At 72.2% G+C, this 23,696-nt stretch carries 18 protein-coding genes; 11 read left to right on the top strand and 7 right to left on the bottom strand.

Annotation, left to right across the window (positions count from 1 at the left end; genetic code table 11):
- The first annotated feature begins 245 nt into the window (after window positions 1-245).
- Window positions 246-491: a WhiB family transcriptional regulator gene (locus ACFXAZ_RS06925; protein WP_384586088.1), complete on the top strand. Its 246-nt coding sequence runs from the start codon at window positions 246-248 to the stop codon at window positions 489-491.
- 196 nt (window positions 492-687) lie between these two features.
- Here ACFXAZ_RS06925 and ACFXAZ_RS06920 read toward each other — a convergent pair whose 3' ends face one another.
- From ACFXAZ_RS06920 to ACFXAZ_RS06900, 5 genes are all read right to left on the bottom strand, one after another.
- The gene (locus tag ACFXAZ_RS06920; protein WP_384586086.1) at window positions 688-1,665 is read right to left on the bottom strand and encodes an acyl-ACP desaturase; all 978 of its coding nucleotides are present in this window, start codon (window positions 1,663-1,665) and stop codon (window positions 688-690) included.
- A 224-nt stretch (window positions 1,666-1,889) separates the two neighbouring features.
- Window positions 1,890-2,666, bottom strand: coding sequence for a dimethylargininase (ddaH, locus tag ACFXAZ_RS06915; protein WP_384586084.1), 777 nt, complete (start codon window positions 2,664-2,666; stop codon window positions 1,890-1,892).
- 97 nt (window positions 2,667-2,763) lie between these two features.
- Window positions 2,764-5,133 carry an ATP-binding cassette domain-containing protein gene (locus ACFXAZ_RS06910; RefSeq protein ID WP_384586082.1) on the bottom strand — a complete coding sequence of 790 codons (2,370 nt, stop codon included), beginning with the start codon at window positions 5,131-5,133 and terminating at the stop codon, window positions 2,764-2,766.
- 10 nt (window positions 5,134-5,143) lie between these two features.
- Window positions 5,144-6,766: an ABC-F family ATP-binding cassette domain-containing protein gene (locus ACFXAZ_RS06905; RefSeq protein WP_384586080.1), complete on the bottom strand. Its 1,623-nt coding sequence runs from the start codon at window positions 6,764-6,766 to the stop codon at window positions 5,144-5,146.
- Window positions 6,767-7,079: 313 nt separating this feature from the next.
- The gene (locus ACFXAZ_RS06900; RefSeq protein WP_384586078.1) at window positions 7,080-7,496 is read right to left on the bottom strand and encodes an SsgA family sporulation/cell division regulator; all 417 of its coding nucleotides are present in this window, start codon (window positions 7,494-7,496) and stop codon (window positions 7,080-7,082) included.
- Window positions 7,497-8,137: 641 nt separating this feature from the next.
- On the opposite strand from ACFXAZ_RS06900, the gene ACFXAZ_RS06895 reads away from it, so the two are divergent.
- Window positions 8,138-8,905 (top strand): endonuclease V, encoded by a 768-nt coding sequence (locus ACFXAZ_RS06895; protein WP_384586076.1) that lies wholly within the window; start codon window positions 8,138-8,140, stop codon window positions 8,903-8,905.
- Here ACFXAZ_RS06895 and ACFXAZ_RS06890 read toward each other — a convergent pair.
- The gene (locus ACFXAZ_RS06890) at window positions 8,821-9,009 is read right to left on the bottom strand and encodes a hypothetical protein (RefSeq protein WP_384586074.1); all 189 of its coding nucleotides are present in this window, start codon (window positions 9,007-9,009) and stop codon (window positions 8,821-8,823) included. The genes ACFXAZ_RS06895 and ACFXAZ_RS06890 overlap by 85 nt on opposite strands.
- Before the next feature lie 243 nt (window positions 9,010-9,252).
- On the opposite strand from ACFXAZ_RS06890, the gene mmpA reads away from it, so the two are divergent.
- The 5 genes from mmpA to ACFXAZ_RS06865 all read left to right on the top strand — a co-directional run bounded on the left by mmpA (window position 9,253) and on the right by ACFXAZ_RS06865 (window position 14,830).
- On the top strand, window positions 9,253-9,399 hold the full coding sequence (mmpA, locus tag ACFXAZ_RS06885) for a morphogenic membrane protein MmpA (protein ID WP_384586072.1): 147 nt from the start codon (window positions 9,253-9,255) through the stop codon (window positions 9,397-9,399).
- Between the two features lie 203 nt (window positions 9,400-9,602).
- Window positions 9,603-9,983: an MmcQ/YjbR family DNA-binding protein gene (locus ACFXAZ_RS06880; protein WP_384586070.1), complete on the top strand. Its 381-nt coding sequence runs from the start codon at window positions 9,603-9,605 to the stop codon at window positions 9,981-9,983.
- A 117-nt stretch (window positions 9,984-10,100) separates the two neighbouring features.
- Entirely contained in the window at window positions 10,101-11,243 is a 1,143-nt protein-coding gene (locus ACFXAZ_RS06875) for a CaiB/BaiF CoA transferase family protein (protein WP_384586068.1), read from the top strand.
- Between the two features lie 150 nt (window positions 11,244-11,393).
- A complete protein-coding gene (locus tag ACFXAZ_RS06870; RefSeq protein WP_384586066.1) occupies window positions 11,394-12,608 on the top strand; it encodes an acetyl-CoA C-acetyltransferase in 1,215 nt (404 codons plus the stop codon).
- A gap of 44 nt (window positions 12,609-12,652) precedes the next feature.
- Complete coding sequence (locus ACFXAZ_RS06865; RefSeq protein WP_384586064.1) at window positions 12,653-14,830, top strand: 3-hydroxyacyl-CoA dehydrogenase NAD-binding domain-containing protein; 2,178 nt, start codon at window positions 12,653-12,655, stop codon at window positions 14,828-14,830.
- A gap of 226 nt (window positions 14,831-15,056) precedes the next feature.
- Here ACFXAZ_RS06865 and ACFXAZ_RS06860 read toward each other — a convergent pair whose 3' ends face one another.
- Window positions 15,057-15,950 carry an arginase family protein gene (locus ACFXAZ_RS06860; RefSeq protein WP_384586062.1) on the bottom strand — a complete coding sequence of 298 codons (894 nt, stop codon included), beginning with the start codon at window positions 15,948-15,950 and terminating at the stop codon, window positions 15,057-15,059.
- Window positions 15,951-16,516: 566 nt separating this feature from the next.
- Between ACFXAZ_RS06860 and ACFXAZ_RS06855 the strand changes: the two genes are divergently transcribed.
- The 4 genes from ACFXAZ_RS06855 (at window position 16,517) to ACFXAZ_RS06840 (ending at window position 23,431) form a co-directional block, all read left to right on the top strand.
- The gene (locus ACFXAZ_RS06855) at window positions 16,517-18,166 is read left to right on the top strand and encodes a TROVE domain-containing protein (protein ID WP_384586060.1); all 1,650 of its coding nucleotides are present in this window, start codon (window positions 16,517-16,519) and stop codon (window positions 18,164-18,166) included.
- A 223-nt stretch (window positions 18,167-18,389) separates the two neighbouring features.
- Window positions 18,390-20,348, top strand: a complete 1,959-nt coding sequence (locus ACFXAZ_RS06850) for a Xaa-Pro dipeptidyl-peptidase (protein ID WP_384586058.1) — start codon at window positions 18,390-18,392, stop codon at window positions 20,346-20,348.
- Between the two features lie 62 nt (window positions 20,349-20,410).
- The gene (locus ACFXAZ_RS06845) at window positions 20,411-21,631 is read left to right on the top strand and encodes a M14 family metallocarboxypeptidase (protein WP_384586272.1); all 1,221 of its coding nucleotides are present in this window, start codon (window positions 20,411-20,413) and stop codon (window positions 21,629-21,631) included.
- Window positions 21,632-21,748: 117 nt separating this feature from the next.
- Window positions 21,749-23,431: a BCCT family transporter gene (locus ACFXAZ_RS06840; protein WP_384586056.1), complete on the top strand. Its 1,683-nt coding sequence runs from the start codon at window positions 21,749-21,751 to the stop codon at window positions 23,429-23,431.
- Window positions 23,432-23,696 lie beyond the last annotated feature (265 nt).

Genomic DNA, 23,696 nt, shown 5'->3' with positions numbered 1-23,696 from the left:
CGCCCACTGACAATCGCTGCCGGAGTGCCCGCCCAGCCCCCAGCCCTCCCAGCCGCCCCAGCCCCCAGTCCCCGCCCTCCAGCCCACACCGCGCGCCGCCGTGCCCCGGGCCGTCCCGGCGTCGCACCATCACACCGGCCCCGGCACACACACCGACCGGCCGCCCCTGGCGCCAACGACGACTCGGCCCTGCCGTTGATCCCGCGTTGAGCGAACGTTTTGCGGGGCCCGGCACGATCCTCGCCATGCACCTCGATTCCCTCACCCCGGCCGCTGCCGCCTGGCAGGACCAGGCCCTGTGCGCGCAGACCGGGTCGGACTTCTTCTTCCCCGAGCCGGGCAGTTCGGTGCGCGAGGCCAAGCGCATCTGCGGCATGTGCGACATGCGCCGCGCCTGTCTGGACTACGCCCTGGCGAACGACGAGCGCTTCGGCGTCTGGGGCGGCCTCTCCGAGAAGGAACGGCTGCACCTGCGCCGCACCTCCCACTGAGCCCCACGGGACGCACCCGCGAAGGTGCCCGCGAAGGTGCCCCGAAGGCCCGGCGAACGACGAAGGCGGCGCCGAGGGGAAACCCCTCGACGCCGCCCGCGAGCCGTCGTGTCGGCCCAGCCGTCGTGTCAGCCCCGCCGTCGTGACAGCCGGACCGTCATGTCAGCCTGGCCGTCGCCTCAGCCGGACCGTCGGATCAGCCCGCCGCGCGCGCCGCCATCCGCGCCTTCCTGGCCGCCAGCTTCTCGTCGAACTTCGACGCCTCCTCGTTGAGCCCGCCCATGTACAGGCCCAGCTCCTCCTGCGCCTTGAGCCCCTCGGGGCCGAGACCGTCGATCTCCAGGACCTTCAGGAACCGCAGCACCGGCTGAAGCACGTCGTCGTGGTGGATCCGCAGGTTGTAGACCTCGCCGATCGCCATCTGCGCGGCGGCCCGCTCGAAGCCCGGGATGCCGTGGCCCGGCATCCGGAAGTCGACCACGACGTCCCGCACAGCCTGCATGGTCATGTCGGGGGCGATCTCGAAGGCCGCGCCGAGGAGATTGCGGTAGAAGACCATGTGCAGGTTCTCGTCCGTCGCGATACGGGCGAGCATCCGGTCACAGATCGGGTCCCCGGACTGGTGGCCGGTGTTGCGGTGCGAGATACGGGTCGCCAGCTCCTGGAAGGCGACATAGGCGACCGAGTGCAGCATCGAGTGCCGGTTGTCCGACTCGAAGCCCTCGCTCATGTGCGACATCCGGAACTGCTCCAGCTTGTCCGGGTCCACCGCGCGCGAGGCCAGCAGATAGTCCCGCATCACGATGCCGTGCCGCCCCTCCTCCGCCGTCCAGCGGTGCACCCAGGTGCCCCAGGCGCCGTCCCGGCCGAAGAGCGAGGCGATCTCGTGGTGGTAGCTGGGCAGGTTGTCCTCGGTGAGGAGATTGACCACCAGGGCTATCCGGCCGATCTCGGTGACCTTGGACTGCTCCTTGTCCCAGGACTCGCCGTCCTCGAAGAAGCCGGGGAAGTTACGGGCGTCGCTCCACGGCACGTACTCGTGCGGCATCCAGTCCTTGGCGACCTTCAGATGCCGGTTGAGTTCCTTCTCGACCACTTCCTCCAGGGCGTACAGCAGCCGGGCGTCGGTCCAGACGGAGGGGCTGCCGAGCTGCGGAGGGGTGGTGATCGTCACGGGAACTCCAGGGGGACGTCGTACAGGGGGGCGTGACCGGCGAGCGGGCCGGAACCTACGGAATCGTAGGCTACGTATCCGTAGGTTACGAAACCGTAGGTTAAGTCCGCGGTAAAGACCCCAGCTCACGCCCTGCACAAGGGAGGTCAGCCGCCCGTGCAGGGCGGTCGACGACACGCCCGGGAGTGCAGGTCCCAGGGCCGTTGGAGTGATCGAATCACCCGTCAGGCGTACAGATCACGCAGCCGCACCGAGAGGCACGTCACACACCCTTCGAGTTTCTCGAACTCGCTGATGTCGACGAGTACGGGCGCGTACCCCAGATCCTGGAACAGCTCGGCCGTTTTCGGCGCACTTGCGGCCATCAGCAGCGTGTCGCCGCCGAGCAGCACCACATGCGCCCCGGATTCCTCCGGCACCGGCAGGAAACGCCCGAACAGCGACGGCGTGTCCAGCAGCGGGAGATGCCCGATCACCGTCCCGTCGGGCAGCGCGGTGACCGCCGACTTCAGATGCAGCACCTTGCTCACCGGCACCGTCACCACCCGGGCGCCCAGTGGCTCGAAAGTGGCCCGCAGCTGCTGGACGCCGGCCGCGTTGGTGCGCCCGCCCCGGCCGACGTACAGCGTGTCGCCGATCTTCAGTACGTCGCCGCCCTCCAGGGTGCCCGGCTCCCAGACCCAGTTCACCGAGCAGCCGAGCCCGGCCGCCGCCTCCTCGACGCCCAGCGTCTCCCCGCGCCGGGACTCGGCGCCGGGCCGGGCGATCAGGGCGACGTTCCGGTACACGACCATGGCGTCCTCCACGAACACCGCGTCGGGGCAGTCGTCGGCCGGGGCGACCTCGGCGGTCTCCCAGCCGTGCGCGCGCAGCGCCGCCACATAGGCGTCCCACTGCTCCGCCGCGAGGCCGGTGTCGATGCCGGTGCGCTCGATGTGGGTGACGAGACCCTCGGCCAGGCGGGGGCCGGGGCGGCGGACGAGCGCCTTCTTGCTGGGCACGAGGGATCACTCCGGGTCGGTGACGGCGGCGGTGCGGGCGGGCGGCCCCGGTGGGCCATGATGCAGTGCCGCCCGCGCGGACGAAACCCCCCGGATCTCAGGCGGTGGCCCGCCGCAGATGGTCGGCGGTGAACGAGTCCCGCGCGGTGAGCAGTTGACGCGGGGTCCCCTCGAACATCACCTGCCCGCCGGCGCGCCCGCCGTCCGGCCCCAGATCGATGATCCAGTCCGCGTGCGCCACCACGTCCAGGTTGTGCTCGACCACCACGACCGTGTCGCCGCCGTCCACGATCCGGTCGAGCAGCGCCAGCAGCCGGTCCACGTCCGACATGTGCAGCCCGGTCGTCGGCTCATCAAGCACGTACACCGTGCCCGTGCCCGTAATCGCGCCGGGCGTGTCGCGTCGCCCGCGGGGCGTCGCGGTCTCCGGCTCCCCGCGCAGCCGGGTCGCCAGCTTGATCCGCTGCCGCTCACCGCCGGACAGCGTGGACATCGGCTGCCCGAGGGTGAGATAGGGCAGGCCGACGTCCTGGAGCGCCTGGAGCCGTCTGCGTACGCCCGGGTCCGTCAGGAATCCCAGGGCCTGCCCGGCGGTCATCTCCAGCACGTCCGCGATGGAGTGCCCGCCCACGGTCAGCGCCAGTACCTCCGCCTTGAACCGCCGTCCCTCGCAGTCGGGGCAGGTGGTGGTGACCGGGTCCATGAAGGCGAGGTCGTTGTAGATGATCCCGCGCCCCTCGCAGGCCGGGCAGGCACCGGCCGAGTTGAAGCTGAACAGCCCCACATCGGCCCCCGTCTCCCGCGCGAACAGCCGCCGCACGGGATCCAGCACCCCGAGATACGTCGCCGGGGTCGAGCGCCCCGAGATGCCGATCGCCGACTGGTCGATGACCACCGTGTCCGGATGCGCCTCGGTGAACTGCGCGACCAGCGTGCTCTTGCCCGACCCGGCGACCCCGGTCACCGCGGTGAGCACCCCGGTCGGGAACTCCACCGTCACGTCCCGCAGATTGTGCCGGCCGGCCCCCTTCACCCACCTCCCGCCGACGGCCTCGCGCACCCGCTCCTTGAGGGCCGTACGCCGTCCCAGGTACCGCCCGGTCGGCGTGTCAGCGGCGGCCAGCGCGCGTGGGGTGCCCTCGAACACCACTGTGCCGCCGTCGGCCCCGGCGCCCGGCCCCATGTCCACCACATGGTCGGCGAGCCCGATGACGTCCGGATCGTGCTCCACCACCAGCACGGTGTTCCCCTTGTCGCGCAGCCGCAGCAGCAGCTCCCCGAGCCGGTGCACATCGCGCGGGTGCAGCCCGACACTGGGCTCGTCGAAGATGTACGTCATGCCGGTGAGGCTGGAACCCAGGTGCCGTACGGTCTTCAGCCGCTGCCCCTCGCCGCCGGACACCGTCGAGGTCTCCCGGTCCAGGCTGAGATAGCCGAGGCCGATGGTGTCGATCCGCTCCAGCGCCGCGACGGCCGCCGCGGCGATCGGCCGGGCCAGCGGGTCGCCGATCTGCCTCAGCACCTCGATCAGATCGGTGACCTGCATGGCCGCGCAGTCGGCGATCGACCGGCCGCCGATCCGGGACGCGAGCGCCGCCGCGTTCAGCCGCGCGCCCCGGCACTCGGGGCAGACCCCCTCCGCCAGGAACCCGCCGACCAGATCGCGGGTCTTCTGGCTGAGCCCCGACAGATCCCGCTTGAGGTACAGCCGTTCGAACCGGTCGGCGAGGCCCTCGTAGTCGGTGATCCAGGTGCCGCCCGAGCCGCTGATGGTGACCTTGCTGCCGGACCGCCCGCGCATCAGGAACTCCCGCTCGGCGGCCGTGAACTCACCGACCGGCTTGCCCGGATCCAGCTCCTCGGTGTTGACGTACGTCTGCCCCTGCCAGGTGCCGGCGGTGAACGGCGGGAAGCGCACCGCCCCGTCCGCGAGGGACAGGGCGGGGTCCAGGACGCGCTCCCAGTCGGGCTGGACCGTGCGGCCCAGACCGTCGCAGCGCGGGCACATGCCCGCCGGGTCGTTGAACGAGTACGCCGTCGCCGCCCCGGCGCTCGGGACGCCGTGCCGGGAGAACAGCACCCGCAGCACCGAGTAGATGTCCGTCATCGTGCCGACCGTCGAGCGGGAGTGCCCGCCGATCGGCCGCTGGTCGACCACGATCGCGGGGGTGAGGTCCGCCAGCGCGTCCGCGTGGGGCCGCTCGTACTTGGGCAGCCGGTTGCGGACGAACCAGGTGAACGTCTCGTTCAGCTGACGCTGCGACTCCACCGCGATGGTGTCGAAGACGACGGACGACTTCCCGGACCCCGAGACGCCGGTGAACACGGTCAGCCGGCCTTTCGGGATCCGGAGGGTGACGTCCTTGAGGTTGTTCTCCCGGGCTCCGGTGAGCGTGATGTACCCGCCGATATCGCCGATACCGCTGGAATCCCTGCAACTACCGCTCAAATCGCTGTGCTCGCGCATGGGAGCGACGCTAGGCGTCAAACCCGACAGCTTCTGGCGTGATTTCCGAGAGCTCTCCATCCAGCAGCAGCCAGCGCGTGATGCCGATCGACTCCAGGAACGGCAGATCATGGCTGGCCACGATCAGGGCCCCTTCATATCCCTCCAACGCGGTGGTGAGCTGCCGCACGCTCGCGATGTCCAGGTTGTTCGTCGGCTCGTCCAGCATCAGCAGTTGCGGGGCCGGCTCGGCCAGCATCAGCGCCGCCAGTGTCGCCCGGAAGCGCTCGCCGCCGGACAGTGTCTCCGCGCGCTGGTTCGCGCGCTGTCCCCGGAACAGGAAGCGCGCGAGCCGTGCCCGGATCTGCTGGTGGGTGGCGCCCGGCGCGAACCGGGCCACGTTCTCGGCGACCGTCAGCGAGCCGTCGAGCACGTCCAGACGCTGTGGCAGGAACCGCAGCGGCACATGGGCCGTGGCCGTGCCCGACACCGCCGCCAACTCCCCGGCGATGGTGCGCAGCAGCGTGGTCTTGCCCGCGCCGTTGCGGCCGATCAGCGCGATCCGTTCCGGACCGTGCAGATCGAAACCGCCGTCGACGCGGGCGCCGTAGCACAGCTCCAGGTCCCGCAGGGTGAGTACCGTGCGCCCGGCCGGGACCGCGGTGTACGGCAGGTCGACGCGGATCTCGTCGTCGTCCCGTACCGCCTCCGCCGCCTCGTCCAGCCGCTCCCTGGCGCCCGCGAGCCTCTCCTCGTGCAGGATGCGGAGCTTGCCCGCGGACACCTGCGCCGCGCGCTTGCTCGTCCCCATCAGGATCTTCGGCGCACGTTTCTCCTCGAACATCTTCTGGCCATACCTCTTGCGGCGGGCCAGTTTGATGTGTGCCTCGGCCAGTTCGCGCTTCTGCTTGCGCATATCGGCCTCGGCGACCCGGACCATCCGTTCGGCCGCCTCCTGCTCGGCGGCGAGCGCCTCCTCGTAGGCGGAGTAGTTCCCGCCGTACCAGGTGATCTCGCCGGAGCGCAGATCGGCGATCTGGTCGACCCGGTCCAGGAGTTCCCGGTCGTGGCTGACCACGATGAGCACGCCCGGCCAGGTCTCCACGGCCGTGTACAGCCGTTTACGGGCGTACACGTCGAGGTTGTTGGTCGGTTCGTCCAGCAGCAGCACGTCCGGCCGCCGAAGGAGCAGCGCGGCCAGTCTGAGCAGGACGGACTCGCCGCCGGAGACCTCACCGATGGTGCGGTCCAACTCGATGTGCCCGAGACCGAGTTCACCGAGCGTGGCCAGGGCGCGTTCCTCGACGTCCCAGTCGTCGCCGACGGTCTCGAAGTGCGCCTCGGACACATCGCCGGACTCGATGGCGTGCAGCGCGGCCCGCCGTTCGGCGATACCGAGCGCGCGGTCGACCCGCAGCGCGGTGTCCAGGGTGACGTTCTGCGGGAGATGGCCGACCTCGCCGGCGAGACGGATGGTGCCGTCGGACGGGTGGAGTTCTCCCGCGGCGAGTTTCAGCAGGGTTGATTTTCCCGATCCGTTGACGCCGACCAGCCCGGTGCGACCCGAGCCGAAGGAGGCGTCCAGGCCCTCGAAGACGGTGGTGCCGTCGGGCCAGGCGTAGGACAGGGAGGTGAAGGTGAGCGAAGTAGACATACGGGCCTCGCGGTTGCTTGGTGTGACAGGGGGCAGCAACGCGTATCGAGACACCGGGAGCGGCGACCGGGGGAGGAGCCGAAGATAGTCCTGGAGGAATCCTGGGAAAGTCTCGGACCGTGCCTGGACGATTCCTGGAAGGTCAGGGGCTCATGAGAAAGCCCTGCTCCGCTGGGACGGCTCGAATGCCGAGGTCGCACGCAACGCACACGAATGATGTGTGACGAGGTGTCTCAGGACCTCAGACGAGCAACGTCCTTCTCCAATCGGCGGCAACAGGACTTTTACACCGTACGAGACGAGAGGAGGGGTGTCAACGGGCGTCGCCCATCAGTTCGGCGAGATCACGGTCCAGGTCGAACTGGAGATGCTCCAGCCCCTGCGGCACGAGAGCGCTCGTCGCCTCCAGGAAGCGGCGCACCTCCGCCGAGTGCACATGGATCACGGCGGTGCCCTCAGGGGCGTGGAACTCCAGCACCGTGCGGTCGTACCCGTAGGGCCGGGCGCGGACGTCGCCGTCGCCCGCCGGGCCCTGCAATCCCGCCGCGAGCAGGTCGCGCGCGAAGGTCCAGCACACCTCGACGCCCTCCAGGGTGGCCTGCGCCGGGAAGGTCATCCGGACGGCGAACGGGTCCCGGGGGTCGTAGTGCAGCGTGGCGGGGATCTGCGGCATGCGGGGCGCGGCGGCGACGAGGCGGGCCTCCACGGGCTGCTCGATGACAGTGCTCATGGCCTTGCTCCCTTGAGACGGCGGAACGACGGCGGAACGGCTTCCGGGCTGCCGGCGGCACCGCTCCGGACGGATGAGGCCGGTCATGGGGAGAGACGAATAAATGGGCCGGGAAGTGCACTTGAATCCCGGTGACGTCTGTCACCGTGCTTTACACATCCCTGACGCCTTTCCATTCCGGACCGATCCTCGCTATTCCTGTCATATCCCTTTCCTGTCGACTCCTTGCCGACTTCTCGCCGCCTTCTTGTTGACGCCGATGCCGCTCGGGTTTATCGGTATCGGGCCGTTCCTCGAAGGGGGAGGCGCGCGCTCCGGCTCCGGGACATCGAGGCGCTCGACGCCTGCCGCGCGGTTGTCCGGGCAGTGCCCGGGGCGCGGCGGGAGCGCGGGAGACGTGGCCGGCCGCCGGGGGAGCGGCACGCGCGCGGGTGCTGTGTTTCCGCCGACCGCGGCCTCATTCCTGGACCGCCACCGACAGCCGGGTCCCGGCCCACGACCCCTGCGCGGGACGTCGTCGCGCACGCCCTCCGCGACCGCGACCCCGCGACCGACGCGGTCCGCGCAGCCGCCGCCGCGGCACACACGGCCCGGGCCGGACCTGGTACGGCGCGGGCGGTCGGGCCTAGGCTCGGCCCATCATGAGATCCACGTCGACGCCCGTAGACATTCCCGAAGGCTGGCCCGCCACCGAGGAGGAGGCCCGCGCGGTGCAGGACGCTCTCCGCGCGCGGGTGGTCCTCGACGAAGCGGGACCGGCACCGGGCACCGGCCACGTCACCGGGGTCGACGTCGCCTACGACGACGGGCGTGACCTCGTCGCCGCGGCGGCCGTCGTCCTGGACGCGGCGACCCTCGACGTGCTCGCCGAGGCCACCGCCGTCGGGCGGATCTCCTTCCCGTACGTCCCCGGCCTGCTCGCCTTCCGTGAGATCCCCACGGTCCTGGCCGCCCTGGAGGCGCTGCCCCGGCCGCCCGGCCTGGTGGTGTGCGACGGCTACGGTCTCGCCCACCCCCGCCGCTTCGGCCTGGCCGCCCACCTCGGCGTCCTGACCGGCCTGCCGACCATCGGCGTGGCCAAGAACCCGTTCACCTTCACGTACGACACCCCGGGCGCCCGGCGTGGCGCGTCCGCCCCGCTCCTGGCGGGCGCCGAGGAGGTCGGCCGCGCGCTGCGCACGCGGGACGGCGTCAAGCCCGTGTACGTCTCCGTGGGCCACCGGGTGAGCCTGGACACCGCGTGCGCCCACACCCTCGCGCTCACCCCCGCCTATCGCCTCCCCGAGACCACCCGCAGGGCGGACGCGCTGTGCCGCGCGGCCCTTCAGGAGGCGATCACCCGCCAGGCGCCGACCTCCGAGTACTCCGAGTCGTGGATCGCGCTCCCGTCACCCGGCCGCATGGCGTAATGGCCGAGGTTCCCGCCCCAGTACCGCAGGACCCGCCCCACCTCACCGACCGGATCCTTGGCCACGGCCCCGTCATCCAGCGTGACCTCAAGGACGAACTTCACGCACTCCACCCGCCTTCCCGCCGATTTCCCTGTCCGACTCCCTTCAAGTGTTTCATTGACGTCCCCAGTGAGACTTTTGATGGCAGGGGCCGGGGCAGACAGGGGACTTTCCGCCCTCAACCTTCAAACCGGGGTGAGCGGCCGGGCAAGCGGCACGCCGAGCGCCCGCCCACCAGATCCGAGTACGTCGTCTGAGTACCTGTACGGATGTCATGCTCCCGTCCCTTCCGACACGCTGGCCGCATGACCGCACACCGAGCCCCCAAGCCCCTGACCGACCCCTCCCGTCCCGTCGAGCGGGCGGTGACGGCGGCGCTGGTGCTCGGCGTGCTGGCGGGGCTGGGCTGGATCGTGGGAATGATCTGCACACTGATCGCGTGGTCCTTCTGATCGCATTGCCCTCCCGGGTCCGGGACGCTCCAGCGCGCGTGCCGGGTGGTGGACGAGCCGCGGGGCGACGGTGCGTCACGGCATCACCCATGCGCCGATCCCCCGGACAGCCGCCTCCCCCGCGTGTCGCCTCTCGTGCCGCTGTCAGTGGCTGGGGCTAGCGTGTTGGGTGCGGAGACCGTCGACGAGCCCGGAGGTCCCAGGTGGCGGTGGCCAGGAGTGCCCTGAGGAAGTGGGAGGCGGCGCGGGCGTTCGCGCTCGGGATGCCCGGTGCGGGCGAGGAGTTCCCGTGGGGCGAGGCCGTCGCCAAGGTGAACAAGAAGGTGTTCGTCTTCATGGGCGCCCCCGGCAGCGGCTATCCGCTGCGCATCACCGTCAAGCTCGCCGACGAGACCTGCCACGCCCACGCCCTGACCGCCCCGGGCGCCGAGACCGCCGGGTACGGCCTGGGCCGCAGCGGCTGGGTCGTGGTCCCGCTGGAGCCCCGGGGCGCCCCGGCCGCGGACCTGCTGTGCGACTGGGTGGAGGAGAGCTATCGCGCCATCGCCCCCAGACGGCTGATAGCCGAGCTGGACGCGCGCTGACCGTGTGACGCGCGCCGTGCTGGACTAAGCGCTTGCTCGCCCATGTCTTGTGTGAACTGGAACGCGTTCTTAACATCACCGATGTCACAGCATCGGTGTCACGGCGATGGGGGCCGCATGGCAGGGACACCCGGACAGGGCCCGCTCACCGGCGTGCGCGTGGTCGAACTGGCCGGTATCGGCCCGGCCCCGTTCGCCGCGATGCTCCTCGCCGACCTGGGCGCCGACGTGGTCCGCGTGGACCGCCCCGGCGGCCCCGGCCTCGCCATCGACCCCGCCCACGACGTCACCAACCGCGGCAAACGCTCGGTGATCGTCGACCTCAAGGCACCCGGCGGATCCGCCCGCGTCCTCGACCTCGCCGCCCGCGCGGACATCCTGATCGAGGGCTACCGCCCCGGTGTCGCCGAGCGCCTCGGCATCGGCCCCGAGGACTGCCACGCCCGCAACCCGGCCCTGGTCTACGGCCGGATGACCGGCTGGGGCCAGGACGGCCCGCTCGCCCAGCGCGCCGGCCACGACATCACCTACATCGCGCTCACCGGCACCCTCGGCATGATCGGCGACCCGGACCACCCACCGCCCGCCCCCGCCAACCTCCTCGGTGACTACGCGGGCGGCGCCCTCTACCTCGTGGTCGGCGCCCTCGCCGCCCTCCACCACGCCCGCGCCACCGGCACCGGACAGACCGTGGACGCCGCGATCGTCGACGGCACCGCCCACCTCGGCGCGATGATCCACGGCATGCTCGCGGCCGGCGGCTGGCAGGACCGGCGCGGCGCCAACCTCCTCGACGGCGGCTGCCCGTACTACGGCACCTACGAGACCGCCGACGGCGAGTACATGGCGGTCGGCGCGCTGGAACAGCGGTTCTACGACGAGTTCCTGCGCCTGCTGGGCATCGCCGGCCAGGCCCCCGCCCGCACGGACCCGGCCCGCCGGGACGAACTGCGCGCACTGGTCGCCGCCCGCTTCCGGACCCGTACCCGCGACGCGTGGACGGCCGTCTTCGAGGGGACGGACGCGTGCGTCGCGCCCGTGCTCTCCCTGCGCGAGGCCCCGGGGCACCCGCACCTCGCCGCGCGCGGCACCTTCACCGACCACGCGGGCATCACCCAGCCCGCCCCGGCCCCCCGCTTCTCCGCCACCCCCACCGCCCTGCGCGGCGGCCCCGCCCGCCCCGGCGCGGACACCTCCGAGGTGGAGCGCGACTGGGGCACACCCGCACCGGAGCGCCCCGCGCCGGAGGGCCGGGCATGACCCCGGCGGCCCGCGAACACCCTCACCTCGAAGCCCTCGAAACGCCTAAAGCTCCTGAAGTCCCCGAAACGCCTAAAGCTCCCGAAGCCCCCAAAGCTTCTGAGCCCCCCGCGGCCCCCACCCCTCGAACACCCCCGAAAGGCCCGACCCGTGAGCACCGAAGCGTATGTGTACGACGCGATCCGCACCCCGCGCGGGCGTGGCAAGGCCAGTGGTGCCCTGCACGGCACCAAGCCCATCGACCTGGTGACCGGCCTCATCCACGAAGTCCGGGCCCGGTTCCCCGGCCTGGACCCGGCGGCCGTCGACGACATCGTGCTCGGCGTCGTCGGCCCGGTCGGTGACCAGGGCTCCGACATCGCGCGCATCGCGGCGATCGCCGCGGGACTGCCGGACACGGTGGCCGGGGTCCAGGAGAACCGCTTCTGTGCGTCCGGCCTGGAGGCGGTCAACATGGCCGCCGCCAAGGTCCGTTCCGGCTGGGAGGACCTGGTGCTCGCGGGCGGCGTCGAGTCGATGTCGCGGGTGCCGATGGCCTCCGACGGCGGCGCCTGGTTCAACGACCCGATGACCAACCTCGCGGTCGACTTCGTACCGCAGGGCATCGGCGCCGACCTGATCGCCACCATCGAGGGCTTCTCCCGCCGGGACGTCGACGAGTACGCGGCACTGTCCCAGGAGCGGGCCGCCGTCGCCTGGAAGGAGGGCCGTTTCCAGCGGTCCGTGGTCCCCGTCAAGGACCGCGCCGGTCTGGTCGTCCTCGACCACGACGAACACCTCAGGCCCGGCACCACCGCCGACTCCCTCGCCACCCTCAAACCGTCCTTCGCGGACATCGGCGACCTCGGCGGCTTCGACGCCGTGGCGCTCCAGAAGTACCACTGGGTCGAGAAGATCGACCACGTCCACCACGCGGGCAACTCCTCCGGCATCGTGGACGGCGCCGCCCTCGTCGCCATCGGCTCGAAAGAGATCGGCGACCGCTACGGGCTGACCCCGCGCGCCCGGATCGTCTCCGCCGCCGTCTCCGGCTCGGAGCCCACCATCATGCTCACCGGCCCCGCCCCGGCCACCCGCAAGGCGCTCGCCCGGGCCGGGCTGACCATCGACGACATCGACCTGGTCGAGATCAACGAGGCGTTCGCGGCCGTCGTCCTGCGCTTCGCGAAGGACATGGGCCTCGGTCTCGACAAGGTCAACGTCAACGGCGGCGCCATCGCGCTGGGCCACCCGCTCGGCGCCACCGGCGCGATGATCCTCGGCTCCCTCCTGGACGAACTGGAACGCCAGGACAAGCGCTACGGCCTCGCCACCCTCTGCGTCGGCGGCGGCATGGGCATCGCCACCATCGTCGAACGCGTCTGACCTCCCCAGCGGCAGCCCCCGTAAGACCTCACACGGAGACCCTCATGACCACGAGCACCACCATCCGCTGGGAACAGGACGACACCGGCGTCGTCACCCTCGTCCTGGACGACCCCGACCAGTCCGCGAACACCATGAACCAGGCGTTCCGAGCCTCGCTCGCCGCGATCACCGACCGCCTGGAGGCCGAACGCGACTCCGTCCGCGGAATCATCCTTACCTCCGCCAAGAAGACCTTCTTCGCGGGCGGCGACCTGCGGGACCTGATCCGCGCCACGCCCGGCACCGCGCGGGAGGTCTTCGACGGCGGCATGGCTATCAAGCGCGCGCTGCGCCGCATCGAGACCCTCGGCAAACCGGTCGTCGCGGCCCTCAACGGCGCCGCCCTGGGCGGCGGTTACGAGATCGCCCTTGCCTGCCACCACCGGATCGCCCTCGACGCGCCCGGCTCCAGGATCGGCTGCCCCGAGGTCACCCTGGGACTGCTCCCCGGCGGCGGTGGCGTCGTCCGTACGGTCCGGCTGCTCGGCATCACCGACGCGCTGCTCAAGGTCCTCCTCCAGGGCACCCGGTACACCCCGCGCCGCGCCCTGGAGAGCGGCCTCGTCCACGAGATCGCCGACACGCCCGACGAACTGCTCGCCAAGGCCCACGCCTTCATCGACGCCCACCCCGAGTCCCGCCAGCCCTGGGACACGCCGGGCTACCGCATCCCCGGCGGCACCCCGGCCCACCCCAAGTTCGCCGCCAACCTGCCCGCCTTCCCCGCCACACTGCGCAAGCAGACGAACGGCGCCCCCTACCCGGCGCCGCGCAGCATCCTCGCCGCCGCCGTCGAGGGCGCCCAGGTCGACTTCGAGACCGCGCAGCTCATCGAGGCCCGCTACTTCGTGGAACTGGCGACCGGCCAGATCGCGAAGAACATGATCCAGGCGTTCTTCTTCGACCTCCAGGCCGTCAACTCCGGCGCCGGCCGCCCCCAGGGCATCGAGCCCCGCACGGTCCGCAGGGCCGCCGTGCTCGGCGCCGGCATGATGGGCGCCGGCATCGCCTACGCGTGCGCCCGCGCGGGCATCGACGTCGTCCTCAAGGACGTGTCGCCCGAAGCCGCCGCCCAGGGCAAGGCGTACTCCCGGAAACTGTGCGCCAAGGCGGTCGCCCGGGGCCGTACGACCCAGGAGAAGGCGGACGCGCTGCTCGCGCGGATCACGCCCACCGCCGAGGCCGCCGACCTCGCGGGCTGCGACGCGGTGATCGAGGCCGTGTTCGAGGACACCGGCCTCAAGCACAAGGTGTTCCAGGAGATCGAGCAGGTCGTCGCGCCGGACGCGCTGCTGTGCTCCAACACCTCCACCCTGCCCATCACCGCCCTCGCCGAAGGCGTCGAACGCCAGGCCGACTTCATCGGGCTGCACTTCTTCTCGCCCGTCGACAAGATGCCCCTGGTCGAGATCATCAAGGGCGAGCGCACCGGCGACGAGGCCCTCGCCCGCGCCTTCGACCTGGTCCGGCAGATCGACAAGACGCCGATCGTCGTCAACGACTCGCGCGGCTTCTTCACCTCCCGCGTCATCGGCCACTTCATCAACGAGGGCGTGGCGATGGTCGGCGAGGGCATCGAGCCCGCCTCGATCGAACAGGCGGCGGCCCAGGCGGGCTACCCGGCCAAGGTGCTCTCCCTGATGGACGAACTGACCCTCACCCTCCCGCGCAAGATCCGCGCGGAGACCCGGCAGGCCGTCGAGGAGTCCGGCGGCACCTGGACCCCGCACCCCGCCGAGGCCGTCATCGACCGCATGGTCGACGCGTTCGGCCGCACCGGCCGCGTTGGCGGCGCCGGGTTCTACGACTACGGAGCCGACGGCGAACGCGCCGGGCTGTGGCCGGGCCTGCGCGAGCACTTCACCCGCGCGGACGCCGCGATCCCCTTCCGGGACATGCAGGAACGCATGCTGTTCGCCGAGGCGCTGGACACCGTACGGCTGCTGGAGGAGGGCGTGCTGACGTACGTCGCGGACGCCAACATCGGCTCGCTCCTCGGCATCGGCTTCCCCGGCTGGACCGGCGGCGTGCTCCAGTACATCAACGGCTACGAGGGCGGCCTGCCCGGCTTCGTGGCCCGCGCCCGGGAACTGGCCGAGCGCTACGGCGAGCGCTTCGAACCGCCCGCGCTGCTGGTGACGAAGGCCCGGAAGGGAGAGACCTTCACGGACCCACGCTGACCCGGGCGGAGCGCGGGGCCTCGCCCTCCGGAACGGCACCTGGGAGGAGGCCCGCCTCCGGAACGGCACCCGGGACGAGGCCCGCCTCCAGGGCGGCGCCGCCGTGACTGAAGGTGGCCGGGTGGGGACGTGTCGTTTCCATCGCCTTGACGGCCGTACCCACCGCCTCACCCGTCCCGGAGGCCACCACGCGTGCTTGTGGCCCCGCCCGTGACCGAGGGGACGCTCAGCGCCCGGCGCTGACCTCGAACGCCCGTACCAGACACTCCGTCAGCCGCAAGGCGATGTCCCCGTCCGGGTCCAGCCGGGGATTGAAGATCGTCACGTCCAGCCCCCGCGCCCGTGGATCGGCCAGCGCGGTGGCCAGTACGACGTCGAGTTCCGCCCACGCCAGCCCGCCCGACAACCGGTAGTCGACGGCCGGCATGACCGCGTCGTCCAGGATGTCGGCGTCCAGATGAACCCAGTAGCCACCGCTCCCGGCGTCCCCGGTCAGCGCCCCGACCGCGCGCAGGGCCGCCTGCGCGGCGCCGAGTTCGCGGACCGTGTGCAGGTCCATCGCGTGGAGTTCCTCGGGCAGCGGCTGCACCCCGAACACGGCGGACTCGGTCGCGTCCCGGAAGCCGAAGGCCACCACGTCCTCGTCGGCCACCAGTGGCTCGCGGCCCTCCAGGTCGGTCAGCACCCGCGGCCCGCGGCCCGTCGCGATGGCCAGCGCCATGGACGCGACCTCGCCCACCGGCTCGGCCTCCGGCTGGTAGAAGTCGGTGTGGCCGTCCAGGAACAGCAGCCCGTGCCGGCCGCGCCGCCGCAGCGCGAGCAGGTTGCCCAGCAGGATGCCGCAGTCACCGCCGAGAACCAGCGGGAAGCGTCCGTCGTCCAGTACCGCGCCCACCGCGTCCGCGAGCCGCACGGAGTACTCGGCGATGCCGTCCGGATTGAGCACGCCCGTCTCCGGATCCCGGTCCGGCAGATACGGCGGCGGCTCCACCCGCCCCGCCATGACCGCCCGCAGGCCCTCGGTGAGCCCCGCGCCCAGCAGTGCCTCGGGCAGTTCCTCGACCCCGGTCGGCCGCAGTCCCAGGACGGACGGTGCCTCGATGATCGCGACGTCCCGCACGCAACGGCTCCTTCGCTCGCGTCCGAGGGCCCGCCCGGCGGACCCGCACGCCACGACGAGCACCCGTGCGGTACGGGCACTCCGGCGCACAGGCCCACCGTAGACCGCGGAACCCGCCCCGGCGCGTCAGCACCGACGCGCGTCCCCCACGTTCCCGCAGCGCCACTCCGATGCCTTACCGCTCGTGTGTTCGAAGGCCGCTTTATTGACTGGCGGGTGCCGGACGCGGGCGCCTACCGTGGGGCGCAGCCCAGGTGCGAAGGCAACGGATACTTCGACTGAATTCGAGCGGTCGCAGGTTCGAGTCCTGCCACCGGTTTCGGCCGGTGTAGCTCAGTTGGCAGAGCACTTTATGCCGTCGCCGACCTTGACCTCTGGGCCCCGACTTCACAGCACCTCGACGTCACAGCACCTCAACTGCACAGCAACTCGACTTCACAGCACCTCCCGGTGCGCAGGCCGCGGTTACTTCCCTCCCATGGAACTCCCTCCGCTGCCACCTTGATCTCGGGAGGCCTTCCCGCGCGCCCGCGCGCCTCGCCTCCCTCCTCTACGAGGGGTTTTTCATGTCCCGCTTCAACATCCGGGGTTCGCGCCCGGCGGCCCGCGGCCCGGTCACCACCACCGGCGCCCGCACCCGCACCCACGAGGGCGGTGCCGCCTTCGTCCGGGACGCGAAGAGCGCCCTCTTTCTGCTCGCCGTCGTCAACCTGGCAGGCCAGGACACCTTCTACGAGAGCGCCGGGGACCGGGACGACCGGTTCCGCTCCCTCGTACGGCAGTTGGCCGTCGCGGACCCGGAGTGGACCGCCGGTCTGCTGGCCTGGCTGCGCGGCTCGGCCCACATGCGCACGGCGGCGGTGGTCGGCGCCGCCGAGTTCGTCCGGGCCCGGCTCACCGCCGAGCAGCGCGCGGACCTCGCACCCGACGCCCGCGCGGCGCACGACGGCGGCTGGAACCGGCGGGTCATCGCCTCCGTCCTCCAGCGCCCCGACGAGCCCGGCGAACTGCTCGGCCACTGGACGCGCACGTACGGGCGCCGGCTGCCCAAGCCGGTGAAGCGCGGGGTCGCGGACGCCGTCCGGCGCCTCTACAGCGCCAGGTCCCTGCTGAAGTACGACACGGCGTCCAAGGGCTACCGCTTCGGCGACATCCTCAACCTGGTGCACGCCGCGCCCCACCCGGACAAGCCGTGGCAGGGCGAGCTGTTCCAGTACGCGCTCGACCGCCGCCACCACCCCGAAACCGCGCAGCCGCCCGCCGGAATGCTCGCCGCGCACCACGACCTGACGGCGCTGCCCGTCGAGGAGCGCCACGCGGTCGTGACCGGGCCGGACGGCGCCGCGCGGCTGGCGGCGGCCGGGATGACCTGGGAGGCGCTCGCGGGCTGGCTCCAGGGGCCGATGGACGCCGCGGCCTGGGAGGCGGTCGTCCCGTCGATGGGCCTGATGGCCCTGACCCGCAACCTGCGCAACTTCGACGAGGCCGCCGTCTCCGACGCCGTGGCCGCGCGGATCGCCGCCCGGCTGGCCGACCCGGAGGAGGTACGCCGTTCGCGGCAGTTCCCGTACCGGTTCCTGTCCGCGTACCGGGCCGCGCCCTCCCTGCGCTGGGGGCACGCCCTGGAGCAGGCGCTGACCGCGGCCACGGCGAACATCCCGGCGCTGCCCGGCCGCACCCTCGTCCTGGTCGACACCTCGGCGTCCATGCGCGGCCCGGTGTCGGCGCGCAGCGAGATCCGGCACATCGACGTCGGCGCGCTGTTCGCCGTCGCCCTGGCGGCACGCGGCTGCGCCGTCGACCTCGTGGGCTACGCGGACGGCACCTTCCGGCACCCCCTGGCCCGGGGCGGGTCGGTGCTGCGGCAGACGGAGGCGTTCTGCGACCGGGTCGGTGAGGTCGGCCACGGCACCGAGACGGTCGCCGCGCTGCGCGCGTCGTACGACGGGCACGACCGGGTCGTGGTCGTCTCCGACATGCAGGCCTTCGCCCACCCCGGCTCCGGGCGGGGCCGCTGGGGCCGTACGACGTCCGTGTCGGAGGCCGTCCCCGCCGACGTGCCGCTGTTCGGCGTCAACACCACCGGCCACGCCCCGGCGTCGATCGACACCGGCCGACCGCACCGGTACGAGATCGGCGGCTTCTCCGACCAGCTGTTCACCATGGTCGACCTGCTGTCCCGGGGCCGTGACGCGGGCTGGCCCTGGGAGGGGTGACCGGCGGTCGGCCGGCGGGACACGTGGGCCCACGCAGCCGACGCGGGCCCACGCAGGGCGCACGGGGCCGGGGGCCAAGGGCCGGGGGCCTTCCGGCCCCCGATCGCCCTCCGGGCCTCCGCGGAGACCCCCGCCCCCAGGACCATCACCGGCCACTCTCCTTCACAGGCATCACACAAACGCCGTCTTCTGCGGGGGAATTGACGGGGGTACCGTCCGCCCCATGCCTCTACGCACGCGCTTCACGATCTGGAGACCGCTCGCGACGGCGGCCACGGCCGCCCTGATGGCCACCTGCCTCACCACACCGGCACAGGCACAGCACACCACCCCGCGCACCAGCCGGCCGATCCACTCCTACGACGGCGCCGTACGCGAGGCCGTCTGGGTGGACACCCGGCTGGACGGGGACGGCGACGGCAGGACCGACCGGGTCGCCGTCGACATCGTCCGGCCCGCCGAACCCGCCCAGCAGGGGCGAAAGGTCCCCGTCATCATGGACGCCAGCCCGTACTACTCCTGCTGCGGGCGCGGCAACGAGAGCCAGCGCAAGACCTACGACGCGGCCGGGAACGTCGTCCAGCTGCCGCTGTACTACGACAACTACTTCGTGCCGCGCGGCTACGCCGTCGTCGGTGTCGACCTCGCCGGCACCAGCCGCTCCGACGGGTGTGTCGACGTCGGCGGACGCTCCGACATCCAGTCCGCGAAGGCCGTGGTCGACTGGCTCAACGGCCGCGGCACCGCCTACACCACCCGCACCGGCACCACCCGCGCCCAGGCGACCTGGAGCAACGGCCGCACCGGCATGATCGGCAAGAGCTACGACGGCACGATCGCCAACGGGGTCGCCGCGACCGGCGTCGAGGGCCTGGAGACCATCGTCCCGATCGGCGCGATCTCCTCTTGGTACGACTACTACTTCTCCCAGGGCGCCCCCCTCTACGACTCCGGCCCGGACTGGCTGTCGAACCGGGTCGAGACCCCCGAGGCCCGCGCTCGCTGCGCCGCCGTACAGCGGGAGCTGGTCGAGGGCGCCCCGCGCACCGGTGACCGGACCGCACTGTGGAGCGAGCGCGACCACGTCCCCGACGCCGACAAGGTGGAGGCCAGTGTCTTCGCCGTGCACGGCATGCAGGACCTCAACGTCCGCGCCCAGCAGGTCGGCCAGTGGTGGGACGCGCTCGCGGAGAACGGCGTCGAGCGCAAGATCTGGCTCTCCCAGGTCGGCCATGTCGACCCCTTCGACTTCCGCCGCGCCGACTGGGTGACCACCCTGCACCGCTGGTTCGACCATGAACTCCTCGGCTACGACAACGGCATCGACGACGAACCGATGGCCGACATCGAACGCGCGCCCGACCAGTGGGTCACCTCCACCACCTGGCCGCCCCGCACCACCGGCACCGTACGGCTGAAGCCCGCGAGCGGCGCCGAGCCCGGCGTCGGCACCCTCGGCCTGCGCACCACCCGGGGCACCGCGACCTTCACCGACGACCCCGCCCGCGACGAGAGCGACTGGGCCACCGACCTCGGCGTGTCCACGCCCGACAAGGCCGGTTTCGTCACCGGACCACTCACCCGCGATCTGCGGCTGTCCGGCTCCTCCGAGGTCACCGTCACCGCCACGCCCAGCACCCCGACGGCCCATCTCAGCGCCGTCCTGGTCGACCTCGGTCCCGACACCATCCGGGACTACGCGGGCACCGGCGAAGGCATCATCACCCTCACCGACCGCACCTGCTGGGGTGCGAGCACCACCGGCGACAGCGCCTGCTACCGGGAGACCGCGCCGAAGACCACCGACGTCGAACACACGATCGTCAGCCGTGGCTGGGCCGACCTCGGCACCTACGCCGCCCCCGGCAAGGGCGTCCCGCTCACCCCGGGCAAGGCGTACACGATCACCCTCGACCTGGCCGCCACCGACCATGTCGTCCCCGCCGGGCACCGGCTCGCGCTGATCGTCGCGGGCACCGACAACGGCCTCATCGAACCGCCCGCCGACCGCCCGACCCTCACCCTCGATCTGGCCCGCACCACGGCGTACGTCCCCGTCGTCGGCGGCACCAGCGCCTTCGCCCGCGCCACCGCCGGTTCCCGGGCCACCGCCCCCGCCGCCGAACTGTCCGGCGTCCAGCCGCCGCAGACCCCGTACCGCGTCCCGGAGGGAGCCCGGTGAAGCACCGCGTCCGCGTCCTCGCCCTGACCACCGCCGTCACCGCGTCCCTGGCCGCGTCCCTCATGACCGCACCCGCCGGCGCCGCCACCCCGGCGCCACCACGGACCGGATTCGAACAGACCGGCGGCGCCCGCTGGACCACCCAGCCCGAGGAACAGACCTTCCTCGCCGCCGTCGACCGCGCGAGCGACCGGGTCTCGGTCTCGTCCATCGGTACGACGAAACAGGGCCGCCCGCTGCAACTCGTCCGCGTCGGCGCCCGCGACAGCACCAGCACCGTCCTGCTGGTGTGCAGCCAGCACGGCGACGAACCCTCCGGCCGCGAAGCCTGTCTGACCACCGTCCGGGACCTGGCCCACGCGCGCGACAGTGCCACCCGGCGCTTCCTGGAGCGCACCACCGTGCTCGTCGTGCCCACCGCCAACCCCGACGGCCGGGCCGCCGACACCCGGGGCAACTCCGACGGCGTCGACATCAACCGCGACCACGTGGCCCTCGCCACCGAGGAGGGCCGCGCGCTCGCCGCCGTCATCCGCGACAAGAACCCCGACATCATCTACGACCTGCACGAATACGGGTCCACCCCGGGCTACTACGACAAGGCCCTGTTCGACCTGTGGCCCCGCAACCTCAACACGGCCGACGCCGTGCACACCGAGGCCCAAACCCTCTCCGAGGCATACGTCCGGCCCGCCGCGCAGGCCGCCGGGTACTCCACCGGCACCTACGGGATCTGGACCGACCCGGTCACGGGGGAGCCCGTCCGGCAGGTCGCCGGGGACGGACAGGAACGCATCCTGCGGAACATCTCCGGCGCCAAACACGCCGTCGGCCTGCTCATCGAGAGCCGCGTCGACCCGCTCACCGAGGCCGAGCGGCGCGACGAGGCGCTCAACAACCGGCGCCGGGTCGCGTCCCAGCTCGCCGCGCTCGACGGCCTGTTCGCCTTCGGCGCCGAGCGGCGCGGCCGGATCGAGGCGGCCACGACGGCGGCCCGGTACGCCGGGTACCGGGACACCGGCCCGGTCTATCTCGGCGGCGCCGACAACGACCCGCCCGAGCCCGCCGAGGTGCTCCCGGACCCGCCCTGCGGCTACCGGCTCACCGACGCCCAGTACACGGACGTCAAGGACGAGCTGGCCCTGCACGGGGTGCGCGTACGCCAGGACCGCGAGGGCACCTACGTACCGCTGCGGCAGTCGCTGCGGGCGCTGGTGCCGCTGCTGCTGGACGCGCGGGCGGCGTACCACCTGACGGTGGGGGAACCCGACACGGACTGCTGAGCGGGGGAGCGGGGCGCGATCTGTGGTAGCGCGTAGGGCGGGCGGAATCTCCCGTTCTGCGCTCGCCCGGTCCTCGCCCCGCCCTCGTCGCGGGGACGCCCACCGAAAGGCCCCTCCGTGACAGCTGACAGTCCGTCCGAGCCCGCCGCCGACCCCGGGCGGCCGGGGACCGACCGGGTGGTCTTCGGGGTCACCGCCGCGCTCACCCTCGCGTTCGTCCTGTGGGGCGCCGTCGCCACCGATGTCCTGGAGGAGGTCTCCAGCATCCTGCTCGGCGGGCTGATGCACAACGGCGGCTGGGCGTTCATGCTGGCCGCGTCCGGATTCGTGGTCTTCGCCCTCTGGCTCGCCATCAGCCGCTACGGCCGGATCCGCCTCGGCGCCGAGAGCGAGCGGCCAGAGTTCCGCACGGTGTCCTGGGTCGCCATGATGTTCAGCGCGGGCATGGGCATCGGCCTGATGTTCTACGGCGTGAGCGAGCCCCTCACGCACTACCTCGCGCCCCCGCCCGGCACCGCACCGGCCGACCCCGGCGAGCGCATGGAGACGGCGATGGCGACCACGCTGTTCCACTGGACGCTCCACCCCTGGGCGATCTACGCGGTCGTCGGCCTCGCCATCGCCTACAGCACCTTCCGCAAGGGCCGCCGCCAGACCGTCAGCGCGGTGTTCACGCCCCTCATCGGCGAGCGGGGCGCGGGCGGCGCCGGGGGCCGGGTCATCGACATGCTCGCCATCGTCGCGACCGTCTTCGGCTCGGCGGCCTCCCTCGGGCTCGGCGCGCTCCAGATCGGCTCCGGCATGCGGGAACTGGACTGGCTGGACGAGGTGGACAGCGGGCTGCTGGTCGCCGTGATCGGCGTGCTGACCCTGGCGTTCATCGCCTCCGCGGTCTCCGGTGTGGAGCGGGGCATCCAGTGGCTGTCCAACGTCAACATGGTGCTGGCGCTCCTGCTGGCCCTGTTCGTGTTCGTCGCCGGTCCGACCATCGTCGTCCTGGACCTGCTGCCCACCTCGATCTTCGCCTACCTCGGCGAGCTGCCCGAACTGGCCGGGCGCACCGAGGCCAGCGGCGGCCGGGGCGTCGCCGAGTGGCTGGGCAACTGGACCGTCTTCTACTGGGCGTGGTGGATCTCCTGGACGCCGTTCGTCGGCATGTTCATCGCCCGGATCAGCCGGGGGCGCACGATCCGTCAGTTCATCGGCGGGGTGATCCTCGTGCCGAGCACGGTCAGCCTGATTTGGTTCGCGGTCTTCGGCGGCACGGCGATGACCCTGCGGGGACAGGGGCGGCTCGGCGACGAGGCCACGCCCGAGGGGCAGCTCTTCGCCGTCCTGCGGGAATTCCCGCTCGCCACCGCCAGCAGCCTGCTGGTGATGATCCTCGTCGGGATCTTCTTCGTCTCCGGCGCCGACGCCGCGTCGATCGTGATGGGCTCCCTCTCCCAGAAGGGCGTGCTCGAACCGGGCCGGCCCGTCGTCGTGTTCTGGGGCGTGGTCACGGGCGCGGTCGCCGCGATCATGCTGCTGGTCGGCAGCGACCAGGGCGACGCCCTCACCGGCCTCCAGAACCTGACCATCCTCGCCGCCGCCCCCTTCGTCGTCGTCATGCTCTTCATGTGCGTGGCCCTGATGCGCGATCTGCGCCGGGACCCGGTCATCGTGTGCGAGGAGCGGGGCACGGAGGCGGTCGCGGCGGCGGTGACCGCGGGGCAACAGCGCTACGACGGCGCCTTCGAACTGCGGATCGGGCCGGGGGAGGCGCCCGGGGTGGAGGGGGATCCGGCCGGCGGGAGGTGAGGGTGGGGCGCGGCATGGCGGGGCGTGGCACGGCGGGGCAGGCCGGGGCGGGAAGTGAGGTGGGGCCGGAGTGGGCGGGGTGACTGGGTCGGCCGGATCGGGTCGGGTCGGACTTGGCCGGGCCGGATCAGGTCGGATCAGGCCGGGCCGGATCGGGTCGCGTCGCGTCGGCTGGTGCTGGTGCTGGTGCCGGTGCCGGGTCGCGGGAGCCTTCGTGAGCCCAGCGGCAGCGGCACCGGCACCGGCAGCGGCCCCCCGCCCTCCT

The sequence above is a fragment of the Streptomyces sp. NPDC059477 genome, from assembly GCF_042749375.1.
GTDB lineage: Bacteria > Actinomycetota > Actinomycetes > Streptomycetales > Streptomycetaceae > Streptomyces.
This window is presented reverse-complemented; position numbering and strand designations above follow the sequence as displayed.

Excerpts from the sequence above, each read along its gene's own strand:
- ACFXAZ_RS06925 (WP_384586088.1), top strand. The coding sequence starts at position 246 with ATGCACCTCGATTCCCTCACCCCGGCCGCTGCCGCCTGGCAGGACCAG.
- ACFXAZ_RS06910 (WP_384586082.1), bottom strand. The coding sequence starts at position 5,133 with ATGCGCGAGCACAGCGATTTGAGCGGTAGTTGCAGGGATTCCAGCGGT.
- ACFXAZ_RS06905 (WP_384586080.1), bottom strand. The coding sequence starts at position 6,766 with ATGTCTACTTCGCTCACCTTCACCTCCCTGTCCTACGCCTGGCCCGAC.
- ACFXAZ_RS06900 (WP_384586078.1), bottom strand. The coding sequence starts at position 7,496 with ATGAGCACTGTCATCGAGCAGCCCGTGGAGGCCCGCCTCGTCGCCGCC.
- ACFXAZ_RS06895 (WP_384586076.1), top strand. The coding sequence starts at position 8,138 with ATGAGATCCACGTCGACGCCCGTAGACATTCCCGAAGGCTGGCCCGCC.
- mmpA (WP_384586072.1), top strand. The coding sequence starts at position 9,253 with ATGACCGCACACCGAGCCCCCAAGCCCCTGACCGACCCCTCCCGTCCC.
- ACFXAZ_RS06875 (WP_384586068.1), top strand. The coding sequence starts at position 10,101 with ATGGCAGGGACACCCGGACAGGGCCCGCTCACCGGCGTGCGCGTGGTC.
- ACFXAZ_RS06865 (WP_384586064.1), top strand. The coding sequence starts at position 12,653 with ATGACCACGAGCACCACCATCCGCTGGGAACAGGACGACACCGGCGTC.
- ACFXAZ_RS06855 (WP_384586060.1), top strand. The coding sequence starts at position 16,517 with ATGTCCCGCTTCAACATCCGGGGTTCGCGCCCGGCGGCCCGCGGCCCG.
- ACFXAZ_RS06850 (WP_384586058.1), top strand. The coding sequence starts at position 18,390 with ATGCCTCTACGCACGCGCTTCACGATCTGGAGACCGCTCGCGACGGCG.
- ACFXAZ_RS06845 (WP_384586272.1), top strand. The coding sequence starts at position 20,411 with ATGACCGCACCCGCCGGCGCCGCCACCCCGGCGCCACCACGGACCGGA.